Source organism: Pedobacter caeni (assembly GCF_900129215.1).
Classification (GTDB): domain Bacteria; phylum Bacteroidota; class Bacteroidia; order Sphingobacteriales; family Sphingobacteriaceae; genus Pedobacter; species Pedobacter caeni.
The window spans coordinates 1055729-1079012 of sequence record NZ_FQUQ01000004.1; the positions used below are offsets into that span (position 1 = coordinate 1055729).

General features: G+C 41.3%; 13 protein-coding genes and 2 rRNA genes. 9 read left to right on the top strand and 6 right to left on the bottom strand.

All coding sequences use genetic code 11. The features are described 5' to 3' along the window. Positions 1-80: 80 nt before the first annotated feature. From BUC20_RS23970 to BUC20_RS24010, 9 genes are all read left to right on the top strand, one after another. Positions 81-3098 carry a tetratricopeptide repeat protein gene (locus BUC20_RS23970; protein WP_073233830.1) on the top strand — a complete coding sequence of 1006 codons (3018 nt, stop codon included), beginning with the start codon at positions 81-83 and terminating at the stop codon, positions 3096-3098. Between the two features lie 10 nt (positions 3099-3108). Then, on the top strand, positions 3109-4800 hold the full coding sequence (locus BUC20_RS23975; protein WP_073233833.1) for a TonB-dependent receptor: 1692 nt from the start codon (positions 3109-3111) through the stop codon (positions 4798-4800). A gap of 60 nt (positions 4801-4860) precedes the next feature. Next, positions 4861-6651 (top strand): SPOR domain-containing protein, encoded by a 1791-nt coding sequence (locus BUC20_RS23980; RefSeq protein ID WP_159441154.1) that lies wholly within the window; start codon positions 4861-4863, stop codon positions 6649-6651. A gap of 3 nt (positions 6652-6654) precedes the next feature. Next, a complete protein-coding gene (locus tag BUC20_RS23985) occupies positions 6655-7365 on the top strand; it encodes a MotA/TolQ/ExbB proton channel family protein (RefSeq protein ID WP_143166891.1) in 711 nt (236 codons plus the stop codon). After that, positions 7365-7766 carry an ExbD/TolR family protein gene (locus tag BUC20_RS23990; protein WP_073233838.1) on the top strand — a complete coding sequence of 134 codons (402 nt, stop codon included), beginning with the start codon at positions 7365-7367 and terminating at the stop codon, positions 7764-7766. Before BUC20_RS23985 ends, BUC20_RS23990 begins: the two co-directional genes overlap by 1 nt. Beyond that, positions 7766-8581 carry an energy transducer TonB gene (locus tag BUC20_RS23995; RefSeq protein WP_073233841.1) on the top strand — a complete coding sequence of 272 codons (816 nt, stop codon included), beginning with the start codon at positions 7766-7768 and terminating at the stop codon, positions 8579-8581. Before BUC20_RS23990 ends, BUC20_RS23995 begins: the two co-directional genes overlap by 1 nt. A gap of 32 nt (positions 8582-8613) precedes the next feature. Further along, positions 8614-9900 carry a bifunctional folylpolyglutamate synthase/dihydrofolate synthase gene (locus tag BUC20_RS24000; RefSeq protein ID WP_073233844.1) on the top strand — a complete coding sequence of 429 codons (1287 nt, stop codon included), beginning with the start codon at positions 8614-8616 and terminating at the stop codon, positions 9898-9900. 76 nt (positions 9901-9976) lie between these two features. Continuing rightward, complete coding sequence (gene pafA, locus BUC20_RS24005) at positions 9977-11644, top strand: alkaline phosphatase PafA (RefSeq protein WP_073233847.1); 1668 nt, start codon at positions 9977-9979, stop codon at positions 11642-11644. 143 nt (positions 11645-11787) lie between these two features. Beyond that, a complete protein-coding gene (locus tag BUC20_RS24010; RefSeq protein WP_073233850.1) occupies positions 11788-15180 on the top strand; it encodes a methylmalonyl-CoA mutase family protein in 3393 nt (1130 codons plus the stop codon). Positions 15181-15255: 75 nt separating this feature from the next. Here the strand turns inward: BUC20_RS24010 and BUC20_RS24015 are convergent, their stop codons facing one another. The 6 genes from BUC20_RS24015 to BUC20_RS24040 all read right to left on the bottom strand — a co-directional run. After that, positions 15256-16878: a RagB/SusD family nutrient uptake outer membrane protein gene (locus tag BUC20_RS24015; RefSeq protein WP_084529212.1), complete on the bottom strand. Its 1623-nt coding sequence runs from the start codon at positions 16876-16878 to the stop codon at positions 15256-15258. 25 nt (positions 16879-16903) lie between these two features. Then, positions 16904-20056, bottom strand: a complete 3153-nt coding sequence (locus BUC20_RS24020; RefSeq protein ID WP_143166892.1) for a SusC/RagA family TonB-linked outer membrane protein — start codon at positions 20054-20056, stop codon at positions 16904-16906. Between the two features lie 50 nt (positions 20057-20106). Continuing rightward, a complete protein-coding gene (locus tag BUC20_RS24025; RefSeq protein WP_073233855.1) occupies positions 20107-21330 on the bottom strand; it encodes an ROK family transcriptional regulator in 1224 nt (407 codons plus the stop codon). A gap of 261 nt (positions 21331-21591) precedes the next feature. Continuing rightward, positions 21592-22572 carry an acyl-ACP desaturase gene (locus BUC20_RS24030; RefSeq protein ID WP_073233858.1) on the bottom strand — a complete coding sequence of 327 codons (981 nt, stop codon included), beginning with the start codon at positions 22570-22572 and terminating at the stop codon, positions 21592-21594. Positions 22573-22960: 388 nt separating this feature from the next. Next, positions 22961-23072: ribosomal RNA gene (rrf, locus tag BUC20_RS24035) — 5S ribosomal RNA — on the bottom strand. A gap of 112 nt (positions 23073-23184) precedes the next feature. Beyond that, a 23S ribosomal RNA gene (locus tag BUC20_RS24040) occupies positions 23185-23284 on the bottom strand; the annotation flags it as partial.

Here is a 23284-nt window from a genome sequence, read left to right on the forward strand (position 1 = left end):
GTTATCAACAGTTGTTAATTTCTTATGTTAATAAGACATAATACTATTTTTATATTAGTACCAACCATATTTGAAACCAGATGCAGAAAAAATACCTTTTTATTCCGCTATTATTAGCAGGTAGCTTTACGTCTAGTTATGCGCAGTCCAGCATACTAGTACATTTAAATCAGAATTACCGAACCGGCCTGGAGTTACTGGACAATGAAAAGTACATCGCAGCAGCACAACAATTTAGGTTGGTAGAACAAGCCAGACAAAAACCAGGTGCTCAACAGGAAAGTAACTCAGAATTATCCTTACTTAAAGAAAACGCAAAGTTCTATGCAGCCGTTTGTGCTTTGGAACTTGGGAACAATGATGCAGAAAGCCTGTTCCAGAACTTTATAAAAGATTATCCCCTGAATGCTAATACCAAACTGGCCTATTTCCATGTTGGTAAATCATATTTTGCGCAGGAAAACTATCAGAAAGCATTGGATTGGTTTGAAAAAACAGATCCTTCTACCCTTTCAGGAAAACAACGTTTAGAATATCAGTTCAAACAAGGTTATGCTTATTTCATGTTGAAAAACACGGAGAAGGCGGAACCCCTGTTTGAAATCGTGAAAAAAGAAAAATCTCCTTATCAGGAAAGTGCAACCTACTATTTTGCTTACATCAATTACCTGAACAAAGAGTATAAAACGGCATTGGCCAACTTTGAAAAGTTAAAAGGTTCGCCAACTTATGAAGCCAGCTACCCTTATTACATCACCTCCATGTATTACCTGGACGAACGTTATGACGATGTACTTGCTTATGCCATTCCTATTTTAAAAACATCAAAGCAACAGTATGAAGCAGAGATGCTGAGCCTGATTGCAGCTTCTTACTTTGCCAAATCTGATTATACCAATGCAGAGAAATATTTCAGTGAATATTATGCAAAAGATAAGTCAGAGGTAAAAAACAACCTGTTTATCTATCAATACGGCTATTCCTTATTCCATTTAAAAAGATATCAGGAATCGGTATCTATTCTGGAAAAACTGGACACAGATGATGTATACCTGCAAAGCGGGATGTATACTTTAGGCCGCTCTTTCATTCAACTGAAAAACAAAGAAAAAGCGCGCAGTGCTTTCTTCAGGTCTTCAAGACTTGACTTCGATAAGTTCATACAGGAAGAAGCATGGATCAACTATGCACGCTTAAGTTATGAGCTTGATTTTAATCAGCAGGCCCTGGAATCCACTCAGAGTTTCCTGAAGCAATTCCCTAAATCAAGGAAAGCAAATGAAGCTAAAACCTTATTAGGCGAGATCCTGTTAACAAGTAAAAACTATCAGGCTGCCATAGATATTCTGGAGCCTATCCCGGATAAATCACCTGAAGCAAAAGAAGCTTATCAAAAAGTAACGTATTTCAGAGGACTTGAGTTTTATAATGAAAGGGCTTTCCCTAATGCATTATCAATGTTCTTACGTTCTGAGAAGTTTCCTGAAGATAAGGAGATCCATGCATTAAGTACTTACTGGAAAGCAGAAGCCAGCTATGAATTGAGAAAATTCGGAGAGGCGGTGAAAAACTTTGAGCTGTTCCTTGACATGCCCGGAGCGGATAAAACGGAAGTATACAATTTCGCTAACTATGCTTTGGCTTATGCCGCTTTCGAAGACGAACGTTACGGAAAAGCAGCTACCTATTTTGAGCGCTTCCTGAAAGGAAATGATAAAGATCAGAAAACAGTAACTGATGCCACGATCAGATTGGCGGATTCTTACTTCGTAAATAAAAGCTATGGCAATGCCTTAGAAAATTACAATAAAATCATTGCCAGTAAATCTACCGGAGAAGACTATGCCCTTTTCCAGCGTGGAATGATCCAGGGACTTGAAAACCAAAACGATGCAAAAATCAGTACGATGCAAAGTTTGTTAAAGCAGTTCCCTTCTTCAAACTATGCAGATGATGCCGGTTTTGAAACCGCTTATACCTATTTCAATAAAGGAGACCTGGAAAAATCAAAAACAGATCTGACAGGTTTGATCAGTCAGTATCCACGTAGCAGCTATGTACCGCGTGCATTGGTCACCATCGGTTTGGTTCAATACAACCAGGATCAGGATGATGCAGCTGCAGAAACCTTCAAAAAGGTAATTGCCGATTACGGAAGTAGTGAAGAGGCCAAACAAGCTTTGGAATCCATCAAAAACATTTACGTAGACAAAGGCGATTCAGAAGGTTTTATCAACTATGCAAAAACAACTCCAATCGGAGATTTCTCTCTTGCAGAACAGGACAATATCATCTTCACGGCTGCCAATAACCGCTACCTGAAAGGTGATGCTAAAGGTGCTTTTGAAGCGATAAATGCTTATTTTGATAAGTTCCCGAAAGCCATTCATACCAAAGAAGCTAAATTCATCAGAGCAGAATCATTGGTGAAATTAGGCAGACCGGACGAAGCGATTCCTGATTATGAGTTCATCTTAAACGACTGGACAAGTGATTATACAGAACGTTCATTGGTTTCTATCTCCAAACTATTCCTGGATCAGAAAAAATACAATGAGGCGATCGTTTATCTGAAAAGACTGGAAACAACTGCAGATTATAAGGTTCACTATACTTATGCCATCAACAACCTGTTGAAAGCCTACAGTGCTTTAAATATGCCTGATGACGTGATCAAATATGTAGCCCTGATCAAAGAATCTGATAAGTCTTCTCAGGAAGAGAAAAGCAGCTCTGAATTGTATGCAGGAAAGGCCTATTTAGCAAAAGCAGATACCACACTTGCCGTTAAATCATTCAACGCGGTAGTAGAAAAAACAAAAACCCTTGCCGCTGCTGAAGCAAAATATAACCTTGCTGCCATTCAGTATGCAAAAAGAGAATATAAAACTTCTACCAAGACCTGTTTTGACCTGATCAATAACTTATCATCTTATGATTATTGGGTGGCTAAATCTTTCATTTTGTTAGCAGACAATTACGTTGCATTAAAAGACAATCTACAAGCTAAAAGTACGCTCCTTAGCCTTATAGACAATTATGAAGGCAAGGACGAAATTGTCCAGACTGCTAAGGATAAATTACAAAAAATTAAATAAGACAAGCACGATGAGATTGACGAAATTAATATATACCACCCTATTTTTTATTACTGCAGGATCTCTGAGCGCATTGGCACAGGAGACAAAGAAAACTGAAGAAAAAGCCGTAACGGAAGAGATTGAAGTTGTAAGGCCATATAAACCAGTTTTAGCCGAAGCTGTAAAATTGAGAAGAAGCCCGGACCTGAATACCGTAAAGACCTATAAAGCAAAGTTCAATTATAGCCTGACCGACAGAAAACTGGAGTTAAATTCAGACATCAATAAATTACAGGCAGAGCAGGTAGCAAAGGAAAGAGAAACTGAACTGATCAACAATTATGTAAAAGGCGGTTTCGGAATGCGTACGACCATTTTAGGGGAAGCTTACATTAACCTGGGCAGAGATGAAGCCCTACAGGCAGGTGCCTTCTTTAAACACTTCGGACAAAAAGGAAAGCTTGCCGGACAAGAAGTGAATCAACAGCAATTGAGTGTCTTCGGAAGAAGTATCGGTGATCAGGTGACCATGAGTGGCCGTGTGAATTACCAGAGAAACGGTTTGTTCTTTTATGGCTTTAACCCGGCTAAACCGGAACTTAACCTGAATCCTGACAGACAAACACTGAGCTTTATTGAGGCAGAAGGAGAGATCGTAAATAAGTATACGGATGACCCTGATGCACTCAGCTACGCTGTAAAACTAAACGGATACTTATGGAATGATAAATATGCGGCAAAAGAAAACTCTATCGTTCTGAACGGATATGTGAACAAAAGAATCAGCAGCTTTAACTTAGGTCTTGCCGCTTCAGTAGAACTCGGAAATACCAAAGATGAACTGGTAAGCGTGGGAAATAATGTATTGAAATTAAACCCGTACATCAGACTTCAGGCAAATGGGGTAAAGATCAATGCCGGTATTAATTTCGTACAGGAATTTGGTGCGTTCTCAAAAAGCAGGATCTTCCCTTCAGTTACTGCAGACCTGACCCTGATCCCGGATTACCTTCAGTTATTTGCTGAGGTAAAAGGTGATGTAAACCGTAATTCATTAAAACAATTTACAGACGAAAACCCATTCCTGAATTCCAATATTCTCATCAGAAACTCGGTAGAGAAACTAGGCTTCAGTGCAGGGATCAAAGGAACGGGTGGTCCTGGTTTTGGTTACAAAGCAAGAGTTTATCATAAGAAAATTTCTGATATGCCATTGTTCGTAAACAACTTTGCGAACCCAACCCGTTTTGATGTGATCTACGATTTCGGATCTACCACAATGACAGGTCTTGAAGGAGAAATTTCTGTACAGGTGAGCAACTCATTGAAATGGACAGGTAAACTAAACTTTGAAGATTATAAACCTGCTCAGGAATCTGAAAGCTGGTTTAAGCCTCAAATGAGAATCAGCTCAGACCTACTATTCAATATCACAGATAAGATCGGATTAAATGCATCCGTTGCCATTCAGGATGCCAGCAAAGCAAAGGTTTACACCTCTGCCCCAGCAAGTCCTTATCTGATTCCTGACCGTTCTATCGAAACAACAGAAAGTGTGAAAGCTTTTGTAGATCTTGGTGTTGGTGCCAGCTATAAAATCAACAACAAATTCTCTGCTTTTCTAAGAGCGAACAATCTGTTGAATACTTCATACAGCAGATACTTGTATTATCCAACAATCGGAACCAATATTTTCGGAGGTTTAACTTACTCCTTCTAAGCGGTTTTCAATTATTAATTGGTTGATATAGAATTAAAATTTAATTTTACCAGAATGGACATGCTAGCGTATCTTACAGAGCTTATTAAAACCCGTAGAGAGGTTGGGATCCCCGGACTTGGAACGATCTATAAAAAGAAATCACCGGGAAGGTATGATGCGGAGACACATTCGTTCTTACCACCCAGCTATATACTGGATTTCAGTTCTGAAGTAAGAGAGCAATCGGCACTCATTGACCATATCTGTAAAAAAAGAAACATATCTCCGGATGCCGCCACTTATTATGTGGATGAGTTTTCGGACGACATAAAAAAACAACTGGAGCAACATGAGGAAGCCAGCCTTTATCCGCTGGGAACTTTATATGGAAGCCCTGACGCGTTTAACTTTAAACCTGTAAATGATCAAAACTTCGGTTTTGATTTTTACGGTTTACCGCCAGTCAAAGAAGAAGCAAACCTGGTTACTGAACCTGTTGAAACGCCTCCTTATTCTACCGATCCTGTCATTGAAAATCAAGAAATTGAGCAAGAGGAATCCATCGATGATTCATCAGAACATCAGGTTAGCGAAGAACAATTGGAACTGGAAAACAGCAATGCGGATCTTAGGGAAGTAGAGAACGAAACTGCTGCCGAAGCCAAACAACCTATCGTTGAAGAGGCTGGAGAAGAAGATGTGGTACCTGAAATTGAAGAAGTCGCAGCTGTTCCGGAGGAAGAACAACCTTTAGTAACCGAGGTTCAGCAGGAAGAAGAAACACCGGCGGCTACAGAATTACCTACTGCAGCAGAAGTACCAGCGGTAACAGAAACGCCAGCGGTATCTGAAACAAATGCGGAAGAACCAGTAATCCCCCATGGAGAAGAATGGTCTGAAGAAGAAGAATCTGCAGAAAAACAAGAGACTGAAAAGTATCAGATAGAAGAAGCAACTATAGAGGAAATATACGAGGTTGAAGAAGAAAATCAGCCGCTACCTGTAGCTGATGAACAACCTGTTTATGAAGAAATCGCAGAGGTTGAATTTCCTAAAAAACCAATAGAGGAACCCGTAATTGAAACGGTTGTTCCTACGACCATCAACGATATCTATGCGCAGTCTAACAGGCCCCCTCTTTATGAGCCCCGCCCGATTCCGGTACAGCCTGAGCAACCAGTAGAAAGTGAACAAGTAACAGAACCAAGATTTTACAATTCTGATGGAGAATATACAGAACCCGCTAAAACACCTGTTTATTTAAAAATCCTGATCGCCTTATTGCTGATCCTGATCGGACTTGCTGCAGCTTATTTTATTCGCCCTGATCTTTTTGATCCTCTTCTGAAAAGAGGGGAAAACCAGGCTGCAACACCTGTTGAAAACAGTGTTAGTGGTCAGGCAGCGGCACTCACAGCAGACTCACTAGCAAAAGCAGACAGTGCCAAAAGAAATATAGAGAAGACGCTTCCGATAAAAGACAGCACTAAAAAGGACAGTTCAACAGGAGCCAAACCAGTAGCTGCAAAACCTGTGGCTGAAAAACCGGTAGCCACCAAAGCTGAAACGGCAGTAGTACCTCCGGCAACAAAAGCATTACCAACGCCCCCTCCTGTGGCAGAAACAGGAACAACTTATGAAGTAATTGGCTCTTCCGTAACCAGTCAGAAAGAAGCGGACCGCTTTATTGCCAATATGAAGTCTCTGGGAATTACCGCGAAAGCCATCCCCCCTGCTCCAGGCAGAAAAATAATAAAACTGAGCATTGGTTCGTTTAAAGACTACAACTCGGCTCATTCGGAAAGACCTAAACTAGAGAAAAAGTTAGGGATTAAAGACACATACATACACACAAACAAACCATTATAAATTATGATCGCATTAATACAGGGTGCTACTGATAGCCTGACACAACTTGCTGATACTGCTAATAACGCCACTAAAGCCCTTGCTGCAGCACCTCCGGAATTGCACTTTATCGACCTGCTGTTCAAAGGCGGATGGGTAATGCTTCCCCTGGCTTTTCTTGCCTTTTTAGGATTAGTCATTTTTGTTGAAAGATACCTGACCATCAGAAAAGCTTCTAAAACTGAATCTAACCTGATGCTTCAGATTAAACAATATATCCATGACGGCCGATTGGACAATGCCATTGCACTATGCAAGAACAACAACTCTCCTTTAGCCAGAATGCTGGAAAAAGGGCTAAAACGTATTGGCCGTCCGATTAAAGATATTGAAGCCGCAATTGAGAATAACGGTAAACTGGAAGTATCCAAACTGGAGAAAAACATTGGTGTACTTGGAATTATCGCCGGTATTGCACCGATGCTTGGTTTCGTTGGTACCATTATTGGGGTAATTACCATTTTCCATGATGTGTCTATCAAAGGTGCTATTGAGATCGGAACGATATCCGGAGGTTTATATACTAAAATGATCACTTCCGCTACTGGTCTGATCATCGGTATCATCGCTTATGTATTGTATCATATATTGAATATGATGGTAGAGCGCATCATACTAAGAATGGAAACTGATGCTATTGAGTTTATTGATCTATTAGAGGAGCCAGGTAAATAATGAATCTACGCAAGAGAAATAAAGGAACGGTAGAGGTTCATACTTCTGCACTGAACGACATCATGTTCTTCCTGCTGCTGTTTTTCCTATTGGCGTCTGCCGTAGTGAATCCGCAGGTGGTAAAGCTGTTGTTGCCAAGATCAGAATCAGGACAACAATCTTCTGCACAGAAGACCGTTACGGTATCGATAGACGAAAAGCTGAACTATTTTGTAGACAAGCAACCTACAACGCTGGAAAACATCCAGGCTGCAATTGAGACTTATCAAAGAGCATCACCTGATCTGACCATTGTGCTTTATGTGGCCAGAGGGGTTTCCATCGAAAACACCATGCTTGTATTTGATATCGCCAACAAATTAAAACTTAAAGTTGTACTCGCTGTAGAACCTAAGAAATAATGATGTACCCTAAGGAAGAAAACAATTATCCTAAAGCAGTAGCCATCTCTACTGGTATTATGATTGCCCTCATCGCGCTGAGTTTCTTCATTGCGATAGGAACATTCCAGCCTCCTGTTGAGGCAGGTATGGGAGGAATGGTGGTCAATTACGGAACATCAGTTACGGGAATGGGGACAGACTATACGAGTATAGAGGAACCTTCTGCAGATCCGAATGCCAACAATAAACCACCGGATAAAGTAGTTCCCAAAGAACCTACCAAGGAAACTCCGACCAATCAGAACAGTACTAAAGAGATCGTTACACAAAGTACAGAAGAAGCAGTCAGCGTAAATACCAAAAGCAGCAATAAAAACACTGCACCTACTGCAACCACAGAAACTAAACCGGCAAAGCCTGTCATCAATCAAAATGCATTGTATAAAGGCAAAACCAATAAAGGTACAGGTGGTGGTGATGGAACGGGGACAACTCCAGGAAATCAGGGCGATAAAGACGGAGATCCATTGGCCAATAATTATGGCGAAGGCGGCTCTGGATTTGGCGAAACTCCTATTGCACTCAGAAAGTTCACCAATTTGGTTACCCCTCAGGATGACGGACAAAAAACCGGAAAGATTGCCGTAAGGATCAAGATCAATAAAAGTGGTATCGTGATAGACGCCACTCCGGGAGTGAAAGGAACAACCCTGAACGACAGAGAGCTATGGCAGAAATGTAAAGAAGCTGTAATGGGTGCACGTCTGACCCAATCTGAATCCGCCCCTGATGTTCAAATCGGAGTGGTCGTGTTCAACTTTAAAGTGAAATAACGTACCTGGTATTCTTTTTTTGGAACTCCAAAATGAACTATAAACAAACTCTGGATTATCTGTATGGTAAACTACCCATGTTTACCCGTGTTGGCGCCATAGCCTTCAAAAAAGACCTGCACAACACCATCGCCATGTGCGATAAACTGGGAAACCCTCAGCATAAATTCAAAACCATACATGTCGGTGGAACCAATGGTAAAGGTTCCACCTCACACATGCTTGCCGCGATCCTGCAACAGGCAGGGTATAAAACCGGACTCTATACCTCTCCCCACCTTAAAGATTTCAGGGAACGCATCCGGATCAATGGGGAAATGATCTCTGAAAACTTCGTGACTGATTTTGTGGCCCAACAGCAAGACATCATGGAAGAAATCAGCCCTTCATTTTTTGAGGTAACGGTAGCCATGGCTTTTTCTTATTTTGCAGAAGAACAAGTGGATATTGCCGTTATCGAGGTTGGCCTGGGAGGCAGACTGGATTCTACAAATATCATTACTCCTGAACTTTCTGTCATTACCAATATCAGCCTGGACCATACCAATATCCTTGGCAGCACCCTACCCGAAATTGCAAAGGAAAAAGCAGGGATCATCAAGCCAGGTATACCGGTAGTTATCGGAGAACAACAGGAGGAAACAAAAGCCGTATTTATTGGCAAAGCTGAAGAAACCAATAGCCTGATTACTTTCGCAGATCAGGAATTACACCTCACAAACCTCATTAAAAAAGAGAAATACCTGAATGCAGATGTGTATGCTGGAAGCCATCCTTTATACCTGCACCTGGAATTGGACCTCAATGGGTCTTATCAAAGAAAAAACATCCTGACCGTGATTCAGTCTGTATTGATGTTAAAAGAACAAGGTTATCAGATTGATGATGAGGCCCTGTATTCCGCGTTAAAAGATGTGAAGGGATTAACAGGTCTGCAAGGCAGGTGGCAAGCCCTCGGAGAAAACCCTCTGATCATCTGCGATACCGGACACAATATCGGGGGAATCACGGAGGTGATGCAAAACATCAATGACACCCCTCATGATCAACTACATATCGTTATTGGGATGGTGAAGGATAAAGACATCAGTGGAGTCTTAAAGCTGCTTCCAAAAGATGCGCATTATTATTTTTGTCAGCCTGAACTGGAAAGGGCTCTCCCGGCTGCAGAACTTGCAGAAGAGGCAAAACAACATCAACTGATCGGAGATGTATTTCCTACCGTCCAGCTGGCCTTCCATGCTGCAAAAGACAATGCAGATTCAAACGACCTGGTCTTTGTTGGTGGAAGTACCTTCGTTGTAGCAGAAGTCCTATAAAATCTTTACATTACAGCCCCGGCAATAATTATACGGATTAACTATCTTTAAAAATTCTTAATACATACACAACTCAATGAAAAGAATTTACCTGTTATTTTCTGCACTACTTGTCACTTGTAGTGTATCTATGGCACAAAAGAAAACAGCTGCCCCCTCAAAAAAAGACTTCCCTGCTTCTGTAGACAGACCTAAACTGGTCGTTGGCCTGGTGATAGATCAAATGAGATGGGATTATCTTTATCGTTATTACAGCAGATATGGCTCAGGAGGCTTCAAAAGACTCATCAACGAAGGTTTCTCTGCCGAGAATACCTTTATTCCTTATACCCCAACTTATACCGCATGTGGCCACGCCAGCATCTATACAGGTTCGGTTCCTGCCATCAATGGAATTATCGGTAACGACTGGTACGATCCTCAGTTAGGACGTAATGTTTACTGTGCAGAAGATACTTCAGTAACCAGTGTTGGAAGTACCACAAGAGCAGGTGTCATGTCTCCAAAAAACATGCTGACAACTACGATAACTGATGAGCTTCGCCTGGCAACTAATTTCCAGGGTAAAGTAATCGGTATCTCCTTAAAAGACCGTGGATCTATCCTTCCTGCCGGACATACTGCCAATGCAGCTTACTGGTTCGACGGACAAACCGGCGACTGGATCACCAGTACTTATTATATGCCTAAACTACCTACATGGTTGGAAGATTACAATAAGATCAAACTGGCTAATAAGTTTTTTGAGAAAAACTGGCCTACCCTTTACCCGATCGAAACTTATACCCAAAGTACAGCAGACGACAAACCTTATGAAGGAAAAGCAAGAGGCGAACAAAGCCCTGTTTTCCCTCATCCCCTGAAATTATATGCGGGAAAAAATTATGAGATGATCAAAAGCACGCCTTACGGAAACACCATCACTTTAGACCTGGCTAAACTGGCCATCCTTTCTGAAGATCTTGGTCAGGATAACGTAACCGATTTCCTTGCCGTAAGCTGCTCTTCTACAGATTATGTCGGACATATGTACGGACCAAACTCTGTAGAAGCAGAAGATACTTACCTGAGACTGGACAAAGACCTTGCAGAGTTTTTCGACTACCTGGACAGCAAAGTAGGTAAAGGAAATTACCTGTTCTTCCTGTCAGCAGATCACGGTGCAGCACATGTACCGGGCTTCATGAAAGAGAACAGATTACCAGGTGAAACAATTGATGACAGCCCTGTGATGAAAGAACTGGGTGGCCGTCTGGAAGCTAAATTTGGCATCAAACAAGCCATCATCAAATCGATGAACAATCAGGTTTATTTCAACCATAAAAACATCGCGGATTCAAAGGTTGATTTTGATGCAGTTAAAGATTTCAGCATTGAATTCCTGAAAACACAGCATGGTTTTGCAAACGCCGTAGATTTGACTAAAATTGCCGGAAGCACCCTTCCTGAGCCCATCAAGACAAGAATCACCAATGGATACAATGCCAGAAGAAGCGGCGATATCTATTTTATCCTTCAATCCAACCATTTCGACAGCAGCAGCAAGACCGGAACAACCCACGGTTCATGGAATCCTTACGATTCTCATATTCCTGCGGTATTCATGGGTTGGAATGTGAAACCTGGAAAGACCAATAAAACACATTATATGACAGATATTGCAGCCACATTAGCTGCGATGCTGCACATTCAGATGCCAAGTGGCTGTGTCGGAGAGCCGATCACAGAGCTTACCCATCAGTAAATCAGTTTAAAATACAGAAAAGCCGTCCTGAACAAGATTCAGGACGGCTTTTTTTATACATCATCCTTTTGTATTGATTTGGCTATTTTAACCACCTAAGCTCAGTTTTTGTTACCTTTACCTACCAATTATAAAACCATCCTATGGAGAAAATTGAAATCTATAAACCCAAACATAAAATACGTTTTGTTACCGCTGCAGCCTTATTTGACGGACACGATGCAACAATCAATATCATGCGCCGGATCCTCCAGTCTTCAGGAGCTGAGGTGATACACCTGGGGCATAACCGCTCGGTTGATGAAGTGGTAAATTGTGCCATCCAGGAAGATGTACAAGGGATTGCCATGACTTCTTACCAGGGTGGGCATATTGAATATTTTAAATACATGTACGACCTGCTACAGGAACGTGGCGCTTCCCATATCAAGATCTTTGGTGGTGGTGGCGGAGTCATCCTCCCTTCCGAAATTGCAGAGTTGCAGGAATATGGTATTACCAGAATCTATTCTCCTGATGACGGACGTAAAATGGGCTTACAAGGCATGATCAATAACATGCTGGAACAAACCGATTACATCACTACCACAACCCTGAACGGAGAGCTTAAATCTATCCCTCAAAAGAATGTAAAGAGCATTGCCTCTGCCATTACGGTAGCTGAAAATGATCCGGAAGGAGCTCAGGCATTTGTAGATGAATTGAAGAAACTGACTTTAAAAAGCCAGGCTCCGGTACTGGGTATCACAGGAACCGGTGGTTCCGGTAAATCGTCTCTGGTAGATGAACTGGTCAGACGCTTCCTGATAGAGGTGAAAGATAAAACCATGGCCATCATCTCCGTAGACCCCTCCAAACGCAAAACAGGAGGTGCTTTATTGGGTGATAGAATCCGGATGAATGCCATCAATAACCCAAGGATCTATATGCGATCCCTGGCCACGAGACAAGCCAACCTGGCCTTATCTAAAAATGTACAGGAAAGTATAGACATCTGTAAAGCTGCCGGATATGACCTGATCATTGTGGAGACCTCCGGAATTGGCCAGTCAGATACAGAGATTACAGAACATTGTGATGTTTCCCTTTATGTGATGACTCCTGAATTTGGAGCTGCAACCCAACTGGAAAAAATCGACATGCTTGATTTTGCAGATCTGGTAGCCATCAATAAATTCGATAAACGTGGTGCTTTAGATGCGCTACGTGATGTCCGGAAGCAATATAAACGCAACCATAACCTGTTTGATGCCAAGGATGACACGATTCCTGTTTTTGGAACAATGGCATCCCAGTTCAATGATCCTGGAATGAACAACCTCTTTACTGCCCTGATGGACAAGATCAAAGAGAAAACAAAGGTTGATTTCAATGCACAAATGGAACTCACTTCAGAGCAATCTGAAAAGATATACATCATTCCGCCAGACAGGACCAGGTATCTCGCCGAGATTGCCGAGGCCAGTCAGACTTATAACGAATGGGTAGAAAAACAAAGTACCATTGCCAGAAAATTATACCAGCTTCAGGGGGTAATCCAACTGTCTAAAGAGCAGAAACTGATTAAAGATATTCCGGCAACCGAAAACATTGGGGATGCCTTACAGGACATCTATCAACATCTGGAAGAACAACTTGATGGGGAATGCAGAAGGTTACTTCGTCAATGGCCGGAAACAAAGATCAAATACAAACAGGAATTCTTTGTTTACAAGGTAAGGGATAAAGAGATCAGACAACCTTTGTTTTATGAGTCTTTATCCAAACTTCAAATCCCTAAAGTATCCCTTCCCCGCTATGAAGACTGGGGGGATATCTTACGCTGGTTGTTAACAGAGAACGTTCCTGGAGAGTTCCCTTATGCCGCAGGAGTATTCCCGCTAAAACGTGATGGAGAAGATCCAACCAGGATGTTTGCCGGCGAAGGTGGCCCGGAAAGGACCAACAAAAGGTTTCACTATGTGTCTTTAGGTCAGCCTGCACATCGTTTATCTACCGCATTCGACTCAGTTACCTTGTATGGGGAAGATCCACACATCAGGCCGGATATTTATGGTAAAATCGGAAACTCGGGGGTAAGTATTGCCACCATAGACGATGCCAAGAAATTATACTCCGGTTTTGACCTTTGTGCGCCTTCCACTTCAGTATCCATGACCATCAATGGCCCTGCACCGATGTTGCTGGGTTTCTTTATGAATGCAGCTATCGATCAGCAATGCGAGAAATACATCATCGAACATGAGCTTCAGGAAGAAACAGAGGCTAAAATTGCCGCCCTGTATAAATCCAAAGGAATAGAAAGACCAAGTTATAGTGGTGGTCTTCCGGAGGGCAATAATGGCTTAGGGCTAATGTTGCTTGGTGTAACCGGTGATCAGGTATTACCTGCTGATGTTTACGCCAAAATCAGGGCGTACGCGATCAGTACTGTAAGGGGGACTGTTCAGGCTGACATCCTGAAAGAAGATCAGGCCCAAAATACCTGCATCTTCTCCACAGAGTTCGCCTTAAGAATGATGGGAGATATCCAGAACTACTTCATCACTGAAAAAGTACGGAACTTTTATTCCGTGTCGATCTCAGGGTATCACATTGCCGAAGCTGGTGCCAACCCTATTTCGCAACTGGCCTTTACCTTAAGCAATGGGTTTACCTTTGTAGAGTATTACCTGAGCAGAGGAATGAATATTGATGATTTCGCCCCTAACCTCTCCTTTTTCTTCTCCAATGGAATTGATCCGGAGTATTCAGTTATCGGCCGTGTTGCCAGAAGAATCTGGGCTAAAGCCATCAAGAACAAATACAAAGGAAATGACCGTTCGCAAAAATTAAAATACCATATCCAGACTTCGGGTCGTTCCTTACATGCCCAGGAGATCGACTTTAATGATATCCGCACCACATTACAGGCTTTGTATGCGATCTATGACAACTGTAATTCCCTGCATACCAATGCTTATGATGAAGCCATTACCACACCTACAGAAGAATCTGTACGCAGGGCGATGGCCATCCAGCTGATCATTAACAGGGAATTGGGATTGGCAAAAAATGAAAATCCTTTACAAGGTGCCTTTATTATAGAAGACCTGACGGATTTAGTTGAAGAAGCTGTTTTGCTTGAATTTAAACGAATTAACGACAGAGGTGGCGTACTGGGCGCTATGGAAACGATGTATCAACGTGGTAAGATCCAGGAAGAAAGTCTGTATTATGAAACACTGAAACATACTGGTGAATATCCTATTGTAGGAGTAAATACCTTCCTGAATAAAAATGGTTCTCCAACCATTGTTCCGGGTGAAGTAATCCGTGCTACAGAAGAAGAAAAACAATATCAGATTACAGCATTAAAAGCCTTCCAGGAAAGAAATGCAGATAAGACGGCAATTGCATTGAGAAAACTGCAAAAGTCTGCTATCGCAGGTGATAACATCTTTGAAGAACTGATGGAAGTTTGTAAGATCTGTTCATTGGGACAAATATCAAATGCCTTATACGAAGTAGGTGGACAGTACAGAAGAAATATGTAAAATCCTCTTTATTTCTGGTATATAAAAAAAGCTCCGTCACAATGACGGAGCTTTTTTATGAAGATATAGATTCTTTTAAAAATTAGGTTTGTTGACATCCCACCATAGTCTGGTACCTCCATGATCAGGTCCACCCAACAGCTGAAGCGCTTTTTGAACTTCAGCTCCGTTCGTAGAGTATTCGTTGGCCGGATAAGCCAGTCTTCTGATCTGAAGCTGTGTGTCTATCTTTCCGTTACTATTATTAGTGACCACAGTAAATAATTTAGGATAGCCCGTGCGACGGAATTCAGTCCAGGCCTCCTGCCCTTCCGGAAACATTGCCAGCCATTTTTGGGTAATGATCCGTTCCAGTTTACGTTCATTAGAGGCTGCAGCATCCCAGCTGATCGTAACTGTAGAAACAGCAGGAGAATTATTCGCTGCATTTAAAGGGTCTACGTAAGCTTTGGGTAAGCTCGTTGCATCATCTTTATAATTTCCAGCCGTTACTCCCCATTGGTCCATGGAAGCCTGAATTCCAGTCTCATAGTTATTCTTCACATCACCTGCACCGGTCCAACCGCGTAATGCAGCTTCCGCTTTCAGAAAATATGCCTCGGCAGCAGTCATCATCCACATCGGTGAGTTCGGGCCAAAAGCAGTTGCTGAATTTAAGGTGGAAAACCCATTATAACCTGGTTTTGCGGTCACAGCTGCTCCTATACGAATTCCTTTGTACTGACCAGGGAAAAGTTTATCAGTAGCTGGTGTTACATATTTAGGCAGGCGGGGATCATTATAGCCCGTCATATAAGACTCCAGGGATGCCCCCATAGAAATATCTGTCCAACTTGTGGCGATTACGTTTAGTGGGTTATGGTATCCACCACCAGAAATACCTGCATTATCCGCATTTGTAGTTAACAATCCACCATTAGATGGATCCAGTGCTTTTTGGCCTTGTGCCTGAGCAGTAGCCGGATCAACTTTTACGATGTGCATCGCTAAGCGCAATCTTAAGGAATTTGCCAGTTTAATCCATTTCGTATAATCCCCGCCATATACCAGATCATACTTTTGAAAAGGATTTTTTTCCATACTTGAATTCTGAGCAGCCGCTTTTACATACGTATTCAGGTTGGTAACTGCAGTATCCAGTTCCAGGAAGAATTGTTTGTAAATGTTTTGCTGACTATCATAAGGGGTAGAAATGATAGAAGTTCCTGATAAACTGTAAGCAATCGGTCCAAATTTATCTGTTAAGCGGCTAAAAGTTTCCACTTTAAGGATCAGGGCTACTCCCCAAAAATCAGGGAGTTTAGTTCTTGTTCCTGCTTGTCCGATGGTATTGATTGCAAATAACGAATTGGTATAAGAGACGATATATGATTGTCTGTTCCATCCATCCACCAGGTCATAATTCAGGTTATTAATATTGCCCCTGAAAGGATTCGGTGACATCATATAACCGGCATAACAATCTGCATTTAAGTTCTGGGTTAACTGATAATCGTTTTCCAGACCAAAAATTGCACTTTGAATTCCAGGAAAGATCATCCCAACATGGTATTGATCTGAAGTAAAACCGGTGTTATCTGTATTGAACTTTTCAAAGTTTTTTGTACAACTGCTAAACGAAATTAACAGAAGGAAACATAAGACTGCCTGGCAGAACTTATATCCATGATGTACCATTAATATATAAGGAGTTTTCATTGTTTCTTTTTTAAAATTGAATAATCTATAGGGTAAGATTCAGGTTAAAACCAATGTTGCGTGTTGCCGGCTGACTAAATACGTCCACACCAGAAAGTCCATTACCTGTTGACATCGTAACGTCAGGATCAAAAGGAGCTTTTTTATGAAGGTATAAGAGGTTTCTTCCAATCAGAGAAATCCTTAAATTCTTCACAAATCCTTTAGTAAAAGGCAGGCTATATCCCAGAGATACTTCACGTAAACGAACTACTGTTGCGCTATAGACATAATTTTCCGTAATGCCATCACGCCCACCTACAGTAGTATACCATAATGTAGGGTCAACACTACTAATCGGAGCTCCTGTTGCAGCATTCACACCATTGATATTTACACTTCCCCTATCTCTTGCTTCTCCGGTAACTTTAGATACTCCATAATCATCCAGTATAGCCTCTGTAAGAGAAAGCACCTGTCCGCCAAATTTCCCGTCTACCAGGAAACTCAGGCTGAAATTTTTATAGTCGAAACTATTGCTCCATCCCAATTGAAATTTAGGGTTAGGATTTCCCAGGTAATTAAACCCTTGATTCACCATTGGCTTTCCATCAGCACCGATTTTAATCCGGCCCTGTTCATCACGTTGAAAGGTAACCCCATCAATATCACCAAAGGAACCTCCTGTAGTCAAAACTGATTCGTAATTATTGTTGCGGTTAGGTGTCAATACAAAACGGTTTATTCCATTTTTGGAATCTACATCAATTACTTTATTCTTATTGGCTGAACCGTTAAATGAGGTCGTCCAGTTAAAATTGCTGTTTTTAATAACATCATAGCCTAAGTTAAATTCGAAACCTGAATTTTGAATATCACCGGCATTCACATATCCCATCGAGAAGGTTGTGGTATAAGCTGGTATCACCTGAATAAACTGATTCAAAGTATTCGACCGGTAATAGGTAAAACTGAAGCTTAACTTATTCTCCAGAAAACGAAGGTCTGCACCCAGCTCAAAAGAGTTTGTTTTCTCAGGTTTCAATTTAGGGAATGGCGCTACAGAGTTCAAAAGAACACCACCACCGATGAACATATGTGTTAAAGGTCTGGTCACATAAGGAGGAACTGTATTTCCGACCTGTGCAAAAGTACCCCTGATTTTAGCATAACTGATCACTTCCGGTAAAGTTAGTGCCTGGTTCAAAATAACAGATAAACCAGCGGAAGGATAGAAGTAGGATTTATTTGGCGTAAAGGCCAGGTTTGAGGACCAGTCACTTCTTCCGGTAAGGGTCAGGAATGCCCAGTTTTTATAAGAAAAATTTGCACTTGCAAATAAAGACTGGATTTGACTGTGGTTATTAGGTAAAGTCAATGTCGGAGGACCTCCGGCAGCTGTTGCGATGTTTTCAGGTAAAAAGATATTAGGAATTGTTAATCCTGGTTCCGTATAGGTGTTATTTGCATCCGGACCAGTCCGTGTTCCCACAACCTTAGAGTCTGTAATACTGGTTCCCAATACTCCATCTATTTTCAAATCAGATTCTCCCGGAACAGAAAAATTCAGTAATAAATCTGCATATTTTTGCTCAAGTGTCTGGTCACTCATGAGCAGCTGGCCATTTTTCTTAGCCAATACCGCATGTGTTCCCGCGTACAGACGCTGTTCAAATTTATCATTGGTCCGGTCAATACTTCCACGGGCCTGTAAGCTTAGCCAGTTGGTAAACTCATACTTTGCACTGGCGTTCAAAAGGATTCTGTTTCTTTTGGATTCGTTCAGATTCCTATTCAAAACCCACCATGGGTTTTGTTGTACATCCTGATCAAAAGGCCAGTTCTGAACCGGGGCACCGTTACCACCTACTACTGCAGGTAATTCGAATTGGTTTCTATAAGGAGAAAGATCCTTGCCTCTTGGAAACAAATACAAACCAGTTAAGGGATTCAGGTATAAACCCATTCCAGGACTGTTTTGTATCGTCTGTGAAATATAGTTTACATTTCCATCAAGACTTAATTTGTTATCAAAAAACTTTGCACTCTCCCGAAGGTTAACATTATGCCTGGAAAGGTCGTTATTGGGTTGAGTTCCCCTGGCAGCAGTGTTCGAATAAGAGAAATAGGTTTGTGCAGCTTCAGTACCACCGGAAAGGTTAATGGAATTCGTCCAGTTTCTTCCGGTTTGGAAAAAGGAGGATACATTATCAGCTGCGCCATTCACCTTAGCACCCCAGCTGTCTGTTGCGCCGGCTTTGGTTTCTCCATAGCTATCCTGGAACTTCGGTTTGTAAGCTACCTGATCCAAGGTAAGCGAAGAAGAATAATTGACGATTGTTTTTCCTGCTTTTCCTTTTTTTGTGGTGATCATGATGACACCATTCTGTGCCTGACTACCATATAAAGCCGAAGCGGAAGCTCCTTTTAATACCGTGATGTTTTCAATGTCGTCCGGATTCAGGTTTGAGATTCCATCTCCTCCATCCTGACTTGCACTAAGAGGCGTGGTTCCAGCTCCACCTTGTCCAACATTTGTTCCAAAAGTATTGGTAGGCTGGCCATTGCCATTGGAGCCATTGGAGATCGGCACTCCATCAATCACATATAAAGGCTGGTTGTTACCACCAGCTGATTTATTACCCCTAAGGATGACTTTAGCGGAACCACCTACACCAGAAGCACTGGGAGAAATGGTTACCCCAGATATTTTACCGTTAAGAGAGTTCATCAGGTTATCACTTTTAACCTTGGTTAATTCAGATCCTGATAACTGCTGACTGGAATAGGTGATTGACTTTTCTGATTTCTTAATTCCGAGTGCAGTCACCACAACCTCACCAAGTTGTTGTGCATCTTCATCAAGAACGATATTTAATTGTTTGGAACTAATGGTGACTTCTTTTGTCGTGTATCCAAGATAGCTGATCACCAATACATCGCCAATATTGGCTTGTATGCTGAATTTACCATTTCCATCTGCGGAAGTGCCAATTTTTGTTCCTTTAAGCAAAACATTAACACCTGCAAGAGGTTGGCCCTTGGCATCTTTTACGGTTCCGTTAATGGTTTCTGCTTTTTTTACGAGCTCGATCCCGGTCAAAGATCGAATTCTTAATGCACCATGATTTGCAGTGGAAGCCAAAGCTCCCAGCGCAAGACAGGGCATTACTACGGTCAATAGTAATGATTTTTTCATTGTAAGTTAGTGGTTGGGTTAGGTTAATAGAGTTGGGTTGATTGTTATGTTTATGTATTCATTTGAATTCTTTTAGTGTTTATAATTAATTTTTCCTGATTAAAGTTTTCCATCACCAATACAGCAGCACCAATGATCTCTCCGTCAAAACCAAGTTCCGAAATGAGGATTTCTATGTTTGCTGCCAGCCTTGGGATACAATATTTATTTAATGCCAGCTGAATGGGAGCCATCATAATTTTACCGCCTTTTGCTCCTCTCCCGCTCAGTACAATCGTTTTTGGATTCATAATATGAATCAGAATAGCCAAAGCTTTACCGATCTTGTAGCCAGCATCAGAAAGCAATTCAATTACGAAGGGATCGCCTGTTGCTGCCACTTCAAAGATCGCATCCCCCATTAGTTTCAGCGGGTCATTAATCACCGACTGCAACGTAGACAGACGGCCCTGTTTAATCCCTTCTTTTGCTTTCTCCACTACAACCAGCATAGATGCTTCTGCCTCAAGGCAACCTTGTTTTCCACAAATACATAAAGCCCCATCCTCAAACAAAGGGATATGACTAAACTCTCCGGCAAAACCATCATAGCCTCTGAAGACCTCACCTTTAACGATCATGCCCAGACCAATTCCCCAGCCCAGGTTAATCACCATTACTTCTTCCTGAGTTTTTGCAACACCAAATTTCTGTTCAGCCAAAGCGATCACACTGGAATCATTTGCTACGTAAGCAGGTAAACCGGTAGCCTTAAAAATATAATCGTTCAGACTCTGCCCCTGCGCATCCAGATAGGAATAATTGATTCCCTGTTCCGCGCTCACAAAACCGGGCATTCCTATTCCTATGCCCAGGATCCGTTCCTTCTCAATTCCAGTTCTTAAAATATAAGCATTGATGTATTCAATCAATTTATCCAGTGCGATGGCATTATTATTCAACAGCAGTTCTACCATCTCTACTTCGGCAACAGGTTTGTTGTTTAGATCAACGATGGTAATTCTGGTCGAAAGTTGATCCATCGCAATCGCCATAATGTACATGGCATCAGGTTTAACAGCATAAGTCAAAGGTCTCCTCCCACCACTGGAAGGGGCATAGCCTACTTCCAGTACAAATCCTTCCTCAATCAGCTCATTGATAGCTTTCATTATAATTGGCAAGCTTCTACCAAAAAGGGTACTTAGTTCTGCACATGAAAGAGCATTTTCATAGTAAAGCTTCTTTAAAATCTCGCTTTTCAACTCTGATGCTTTTACAAGTTTAATCTTCATAAAAAATTGTTTGTTTAATAAACTTAATAAAATATTTTAATATGTTACCAATTAATATTAAAATAATTCAATTATTTGTATGAAAAACTCTAATTATGAACACAACTATACATAGTTATACACATATATCAAGAAGAATGCACAAGAAATACCAGAAAATGAAGTACTACAAAAGGTTGAAAGGACAACTGAAAAATAGGCTATAACAGAAAAGCCCGGATAAAACTATCCGGGCTTTTCTGTTATGATAAGAAGTGTATACTAAGAGTGTATCCAGCTAAATTTATAATCCATTGTAGGATTCTTCATTCGTTCTGCCACACGTAACAATCTGTTAGGAAGTGCCATGATATAATCACGTGCTTTTTCACCTGCTTCATTTAAATCGCGCATGCTTTCCAGTTTCCACTCTTCAATCAGCTGTTGCATAATTTCCACGTAATCAACGGCAGTGTATACGCCTAAACGTTGTGCAGCATCTGTAAAGTGTCCAAAAGTTTGTCCGATCTTAAGTCCCATTTCACGCAAGAAGTGTGCAGGCATGACGATCTTTTTGCGCATCATATCTTCAAAAGCAATCATTGCTTCATTGGGATCCACTTCAAAGATTTTCGCCATAAAGTCCTTATATGCTTTAGCATGACGTGCCTCATCAGAAGCAATTACACCACACATTTTAGACAATAAGGCATCTCCATCTTTTTTTGCCATTGAGGCTACCCTTCTATGGGAAATATTTGTTGCCAATTCCTGAAAACTGGTATATACAAAGTTTCTATATGGATCATGACCTGTTCCAATATCAAAACCATCTGCAATTAAATACTGGGTAGAGATCTCCATCTGGCGCATATCAACGCGTCCTGACAGATAAAGATATTTATTTAATAAGTCTCCGTGTCTGTTCTCTTCAGCAGTCCAATGACGTACCCATTTCATCCATCCACCTTGCTCATTTTTAGTGATGCCATCCACCATTGTCAACCATGATTCATACGTAGGCAAAGCCTCTTCTGTAATGGTATCACCGATCAATACTGCAACAAGGTCATAAGATAACCCATCAGCATTCTCACGTAATAGCTTTATATCCTGAAAAAATGTTTCACTGGTTGAATCAGGCAGGAAATCAGACGGTTGCCAATTAGTGTCAATCGGTTTCAAGTAGGTGTCCATCATATCCAGCATATAACCTTCAATGTGCAGCATCACTTCCCTTCTTTTTTCTGCGAAAAAACTCATTGTTTTTTATGTTTTAAATTAGTTCCAAAGATAACCAAAAATTGCATATTTTATCGTTTCGATATTATTTTATTCGCAATTAAGGCCCTTAAAAGGTAGTTCTTCCGACATAATATTTGGCACTATATGGTAACAACAGCAGATCAAAGAATAAGTTTTAAATAAGGTGCAATGGTGGTCTCCAAAGCCAGGCTTTAGAACCAATAAAAGAGATGGCAGAGCTGCCATTGAGAATTCAGAAATCCCATAAACCAGCGGTTCTAAACACAAATCTGATCGCCTCTATTCCTTAAAGGGAATATCAGGGGCTAACTAGGATCTCTGAGCAAAAAGCGAAAAAAGCTGATAAACAAGAAAAGCCTGTAGTTTCCTACAGGCTTACTTTAAGATTTGGCACCGACCTACTCTCCCACGTGTTACCGCAGTACCATCGGCTCTGGTGGGCTTGACTTCTCTGTTCGGAATGGGAAGAGGTAGACACCACCGATATAGGCACCTAAATATTTTTATTGTTTGATCTTTTATCAGTGATCATGCTTTCGCATCCCACCATCAAACAGTGACATATTATTGAAAGAAGTTAAGTTAGGAAGAACAAACAACAGTTTATTGCTCTTGAAAGCTTCGGATTATTAGTATTACTCGACTTTGATGTCACCACCTTTACATCTGTAACCTATCAACGTAGTAGTCTTCTACGGTCCTATATGGA

What these genes read in the sequence shown, in the direction of transcription:
- BUC20_RS23975 (WP_073233833.1), top strand. Translation starts at nt 3,109, where the DNA reads ATGAGATTGACGAAATTAATATATACCACCCTATTTTTTATTACTGCA.
- BUC20_RS24020 (WP_143166892.1), bottom strand. Translation starts at nt 20,056, where the DNA reads ATGAAAAAATCATTACTATTGACCGTAGTAATGCCCTGTCTTGCGCTG.
- pafA (WP_073233847.1), top strand. Translation starts at nt 9,977, where the DNA reads ATGAAAAGAATTTACCTGTTATTTTCTGCACTACTTGTCACTTGTAGT.
- BUC20_RS23985 (WP_143166891.1), top strand. Translation starts at nt 6,655, where the DNA reads ATGATCGCATTAATACAGGGTGCTACTGATAGCCTGACACAACTTGCT.
- BUC20_RS23980 (WP_159441154.1), top strand. Translation starts at nt 4,861, where the DNA reads ATGCTAGCGTATCTTACAGAGCTTATTAAAACCCGTAGAGAGGTTGGG.
- BUC20_RS23970 (WP_073233830.1), top strand. Translation starts at nt 81, where the DNA reads ATGCAGAAAAAATACCTTTTTATTCCGCTATTATTAGCAGGTAGCTTT.
- BUC20_RS24000 (WP_073233844.1), top strand. Translation starts at nt 8,614, where the DNA reads ATGAACTATAAACAAACTCTGGATTATCTGTATGGTAAACTACCCATG.
- BUC20_RS23990 (WP_073233838.1), top strand. Translation starts at nt 7,365, where the DNA reads ATGAATCTACGCAAGAGAAATAAAGGAACGGTAGAGGTTCATACTTCT.
- BUC20_RS24015 (WP_084529212.1), bottom strand. Translation starts at nt 16,878, where the DNA reads ATGAAAACTCCTTATATATTAATGGTACATCATGGATATAAGTTCTGC.
- BUC20_RS23995 (WP_073233841.1), top strand. Translation starts at nt 7,766, where the DNA reads ATGATGTACCCTAAGGAAGAAAACAATTATCCTAAAGCAGTAGCCATC.
- BUC20_RS24025 (WP_073233855.1), bottom strand. Translation starts at nt 21,330, where the DNA reads ATGAAGATTAAACTTGTAAAAGCATCAGAGTTGAAAAGCGAGATTTTA.
- BUC20_RS24010 (WP_073233850.1), top strand. Translation starts at nt 11,788, where the DNA reads ATGGAGAAAATTGAAATCTATAAACCCAAACATAAAATACGTTTTGTT.
- BUC20_RS24030 (WP_073233858.1), bottom strand. Translation starts at nt 22,572, where the DNA reads ATGAGTTTTTTCGCAGAAAAAAGAAGGGAAGTGATGCTGCACATTGAA.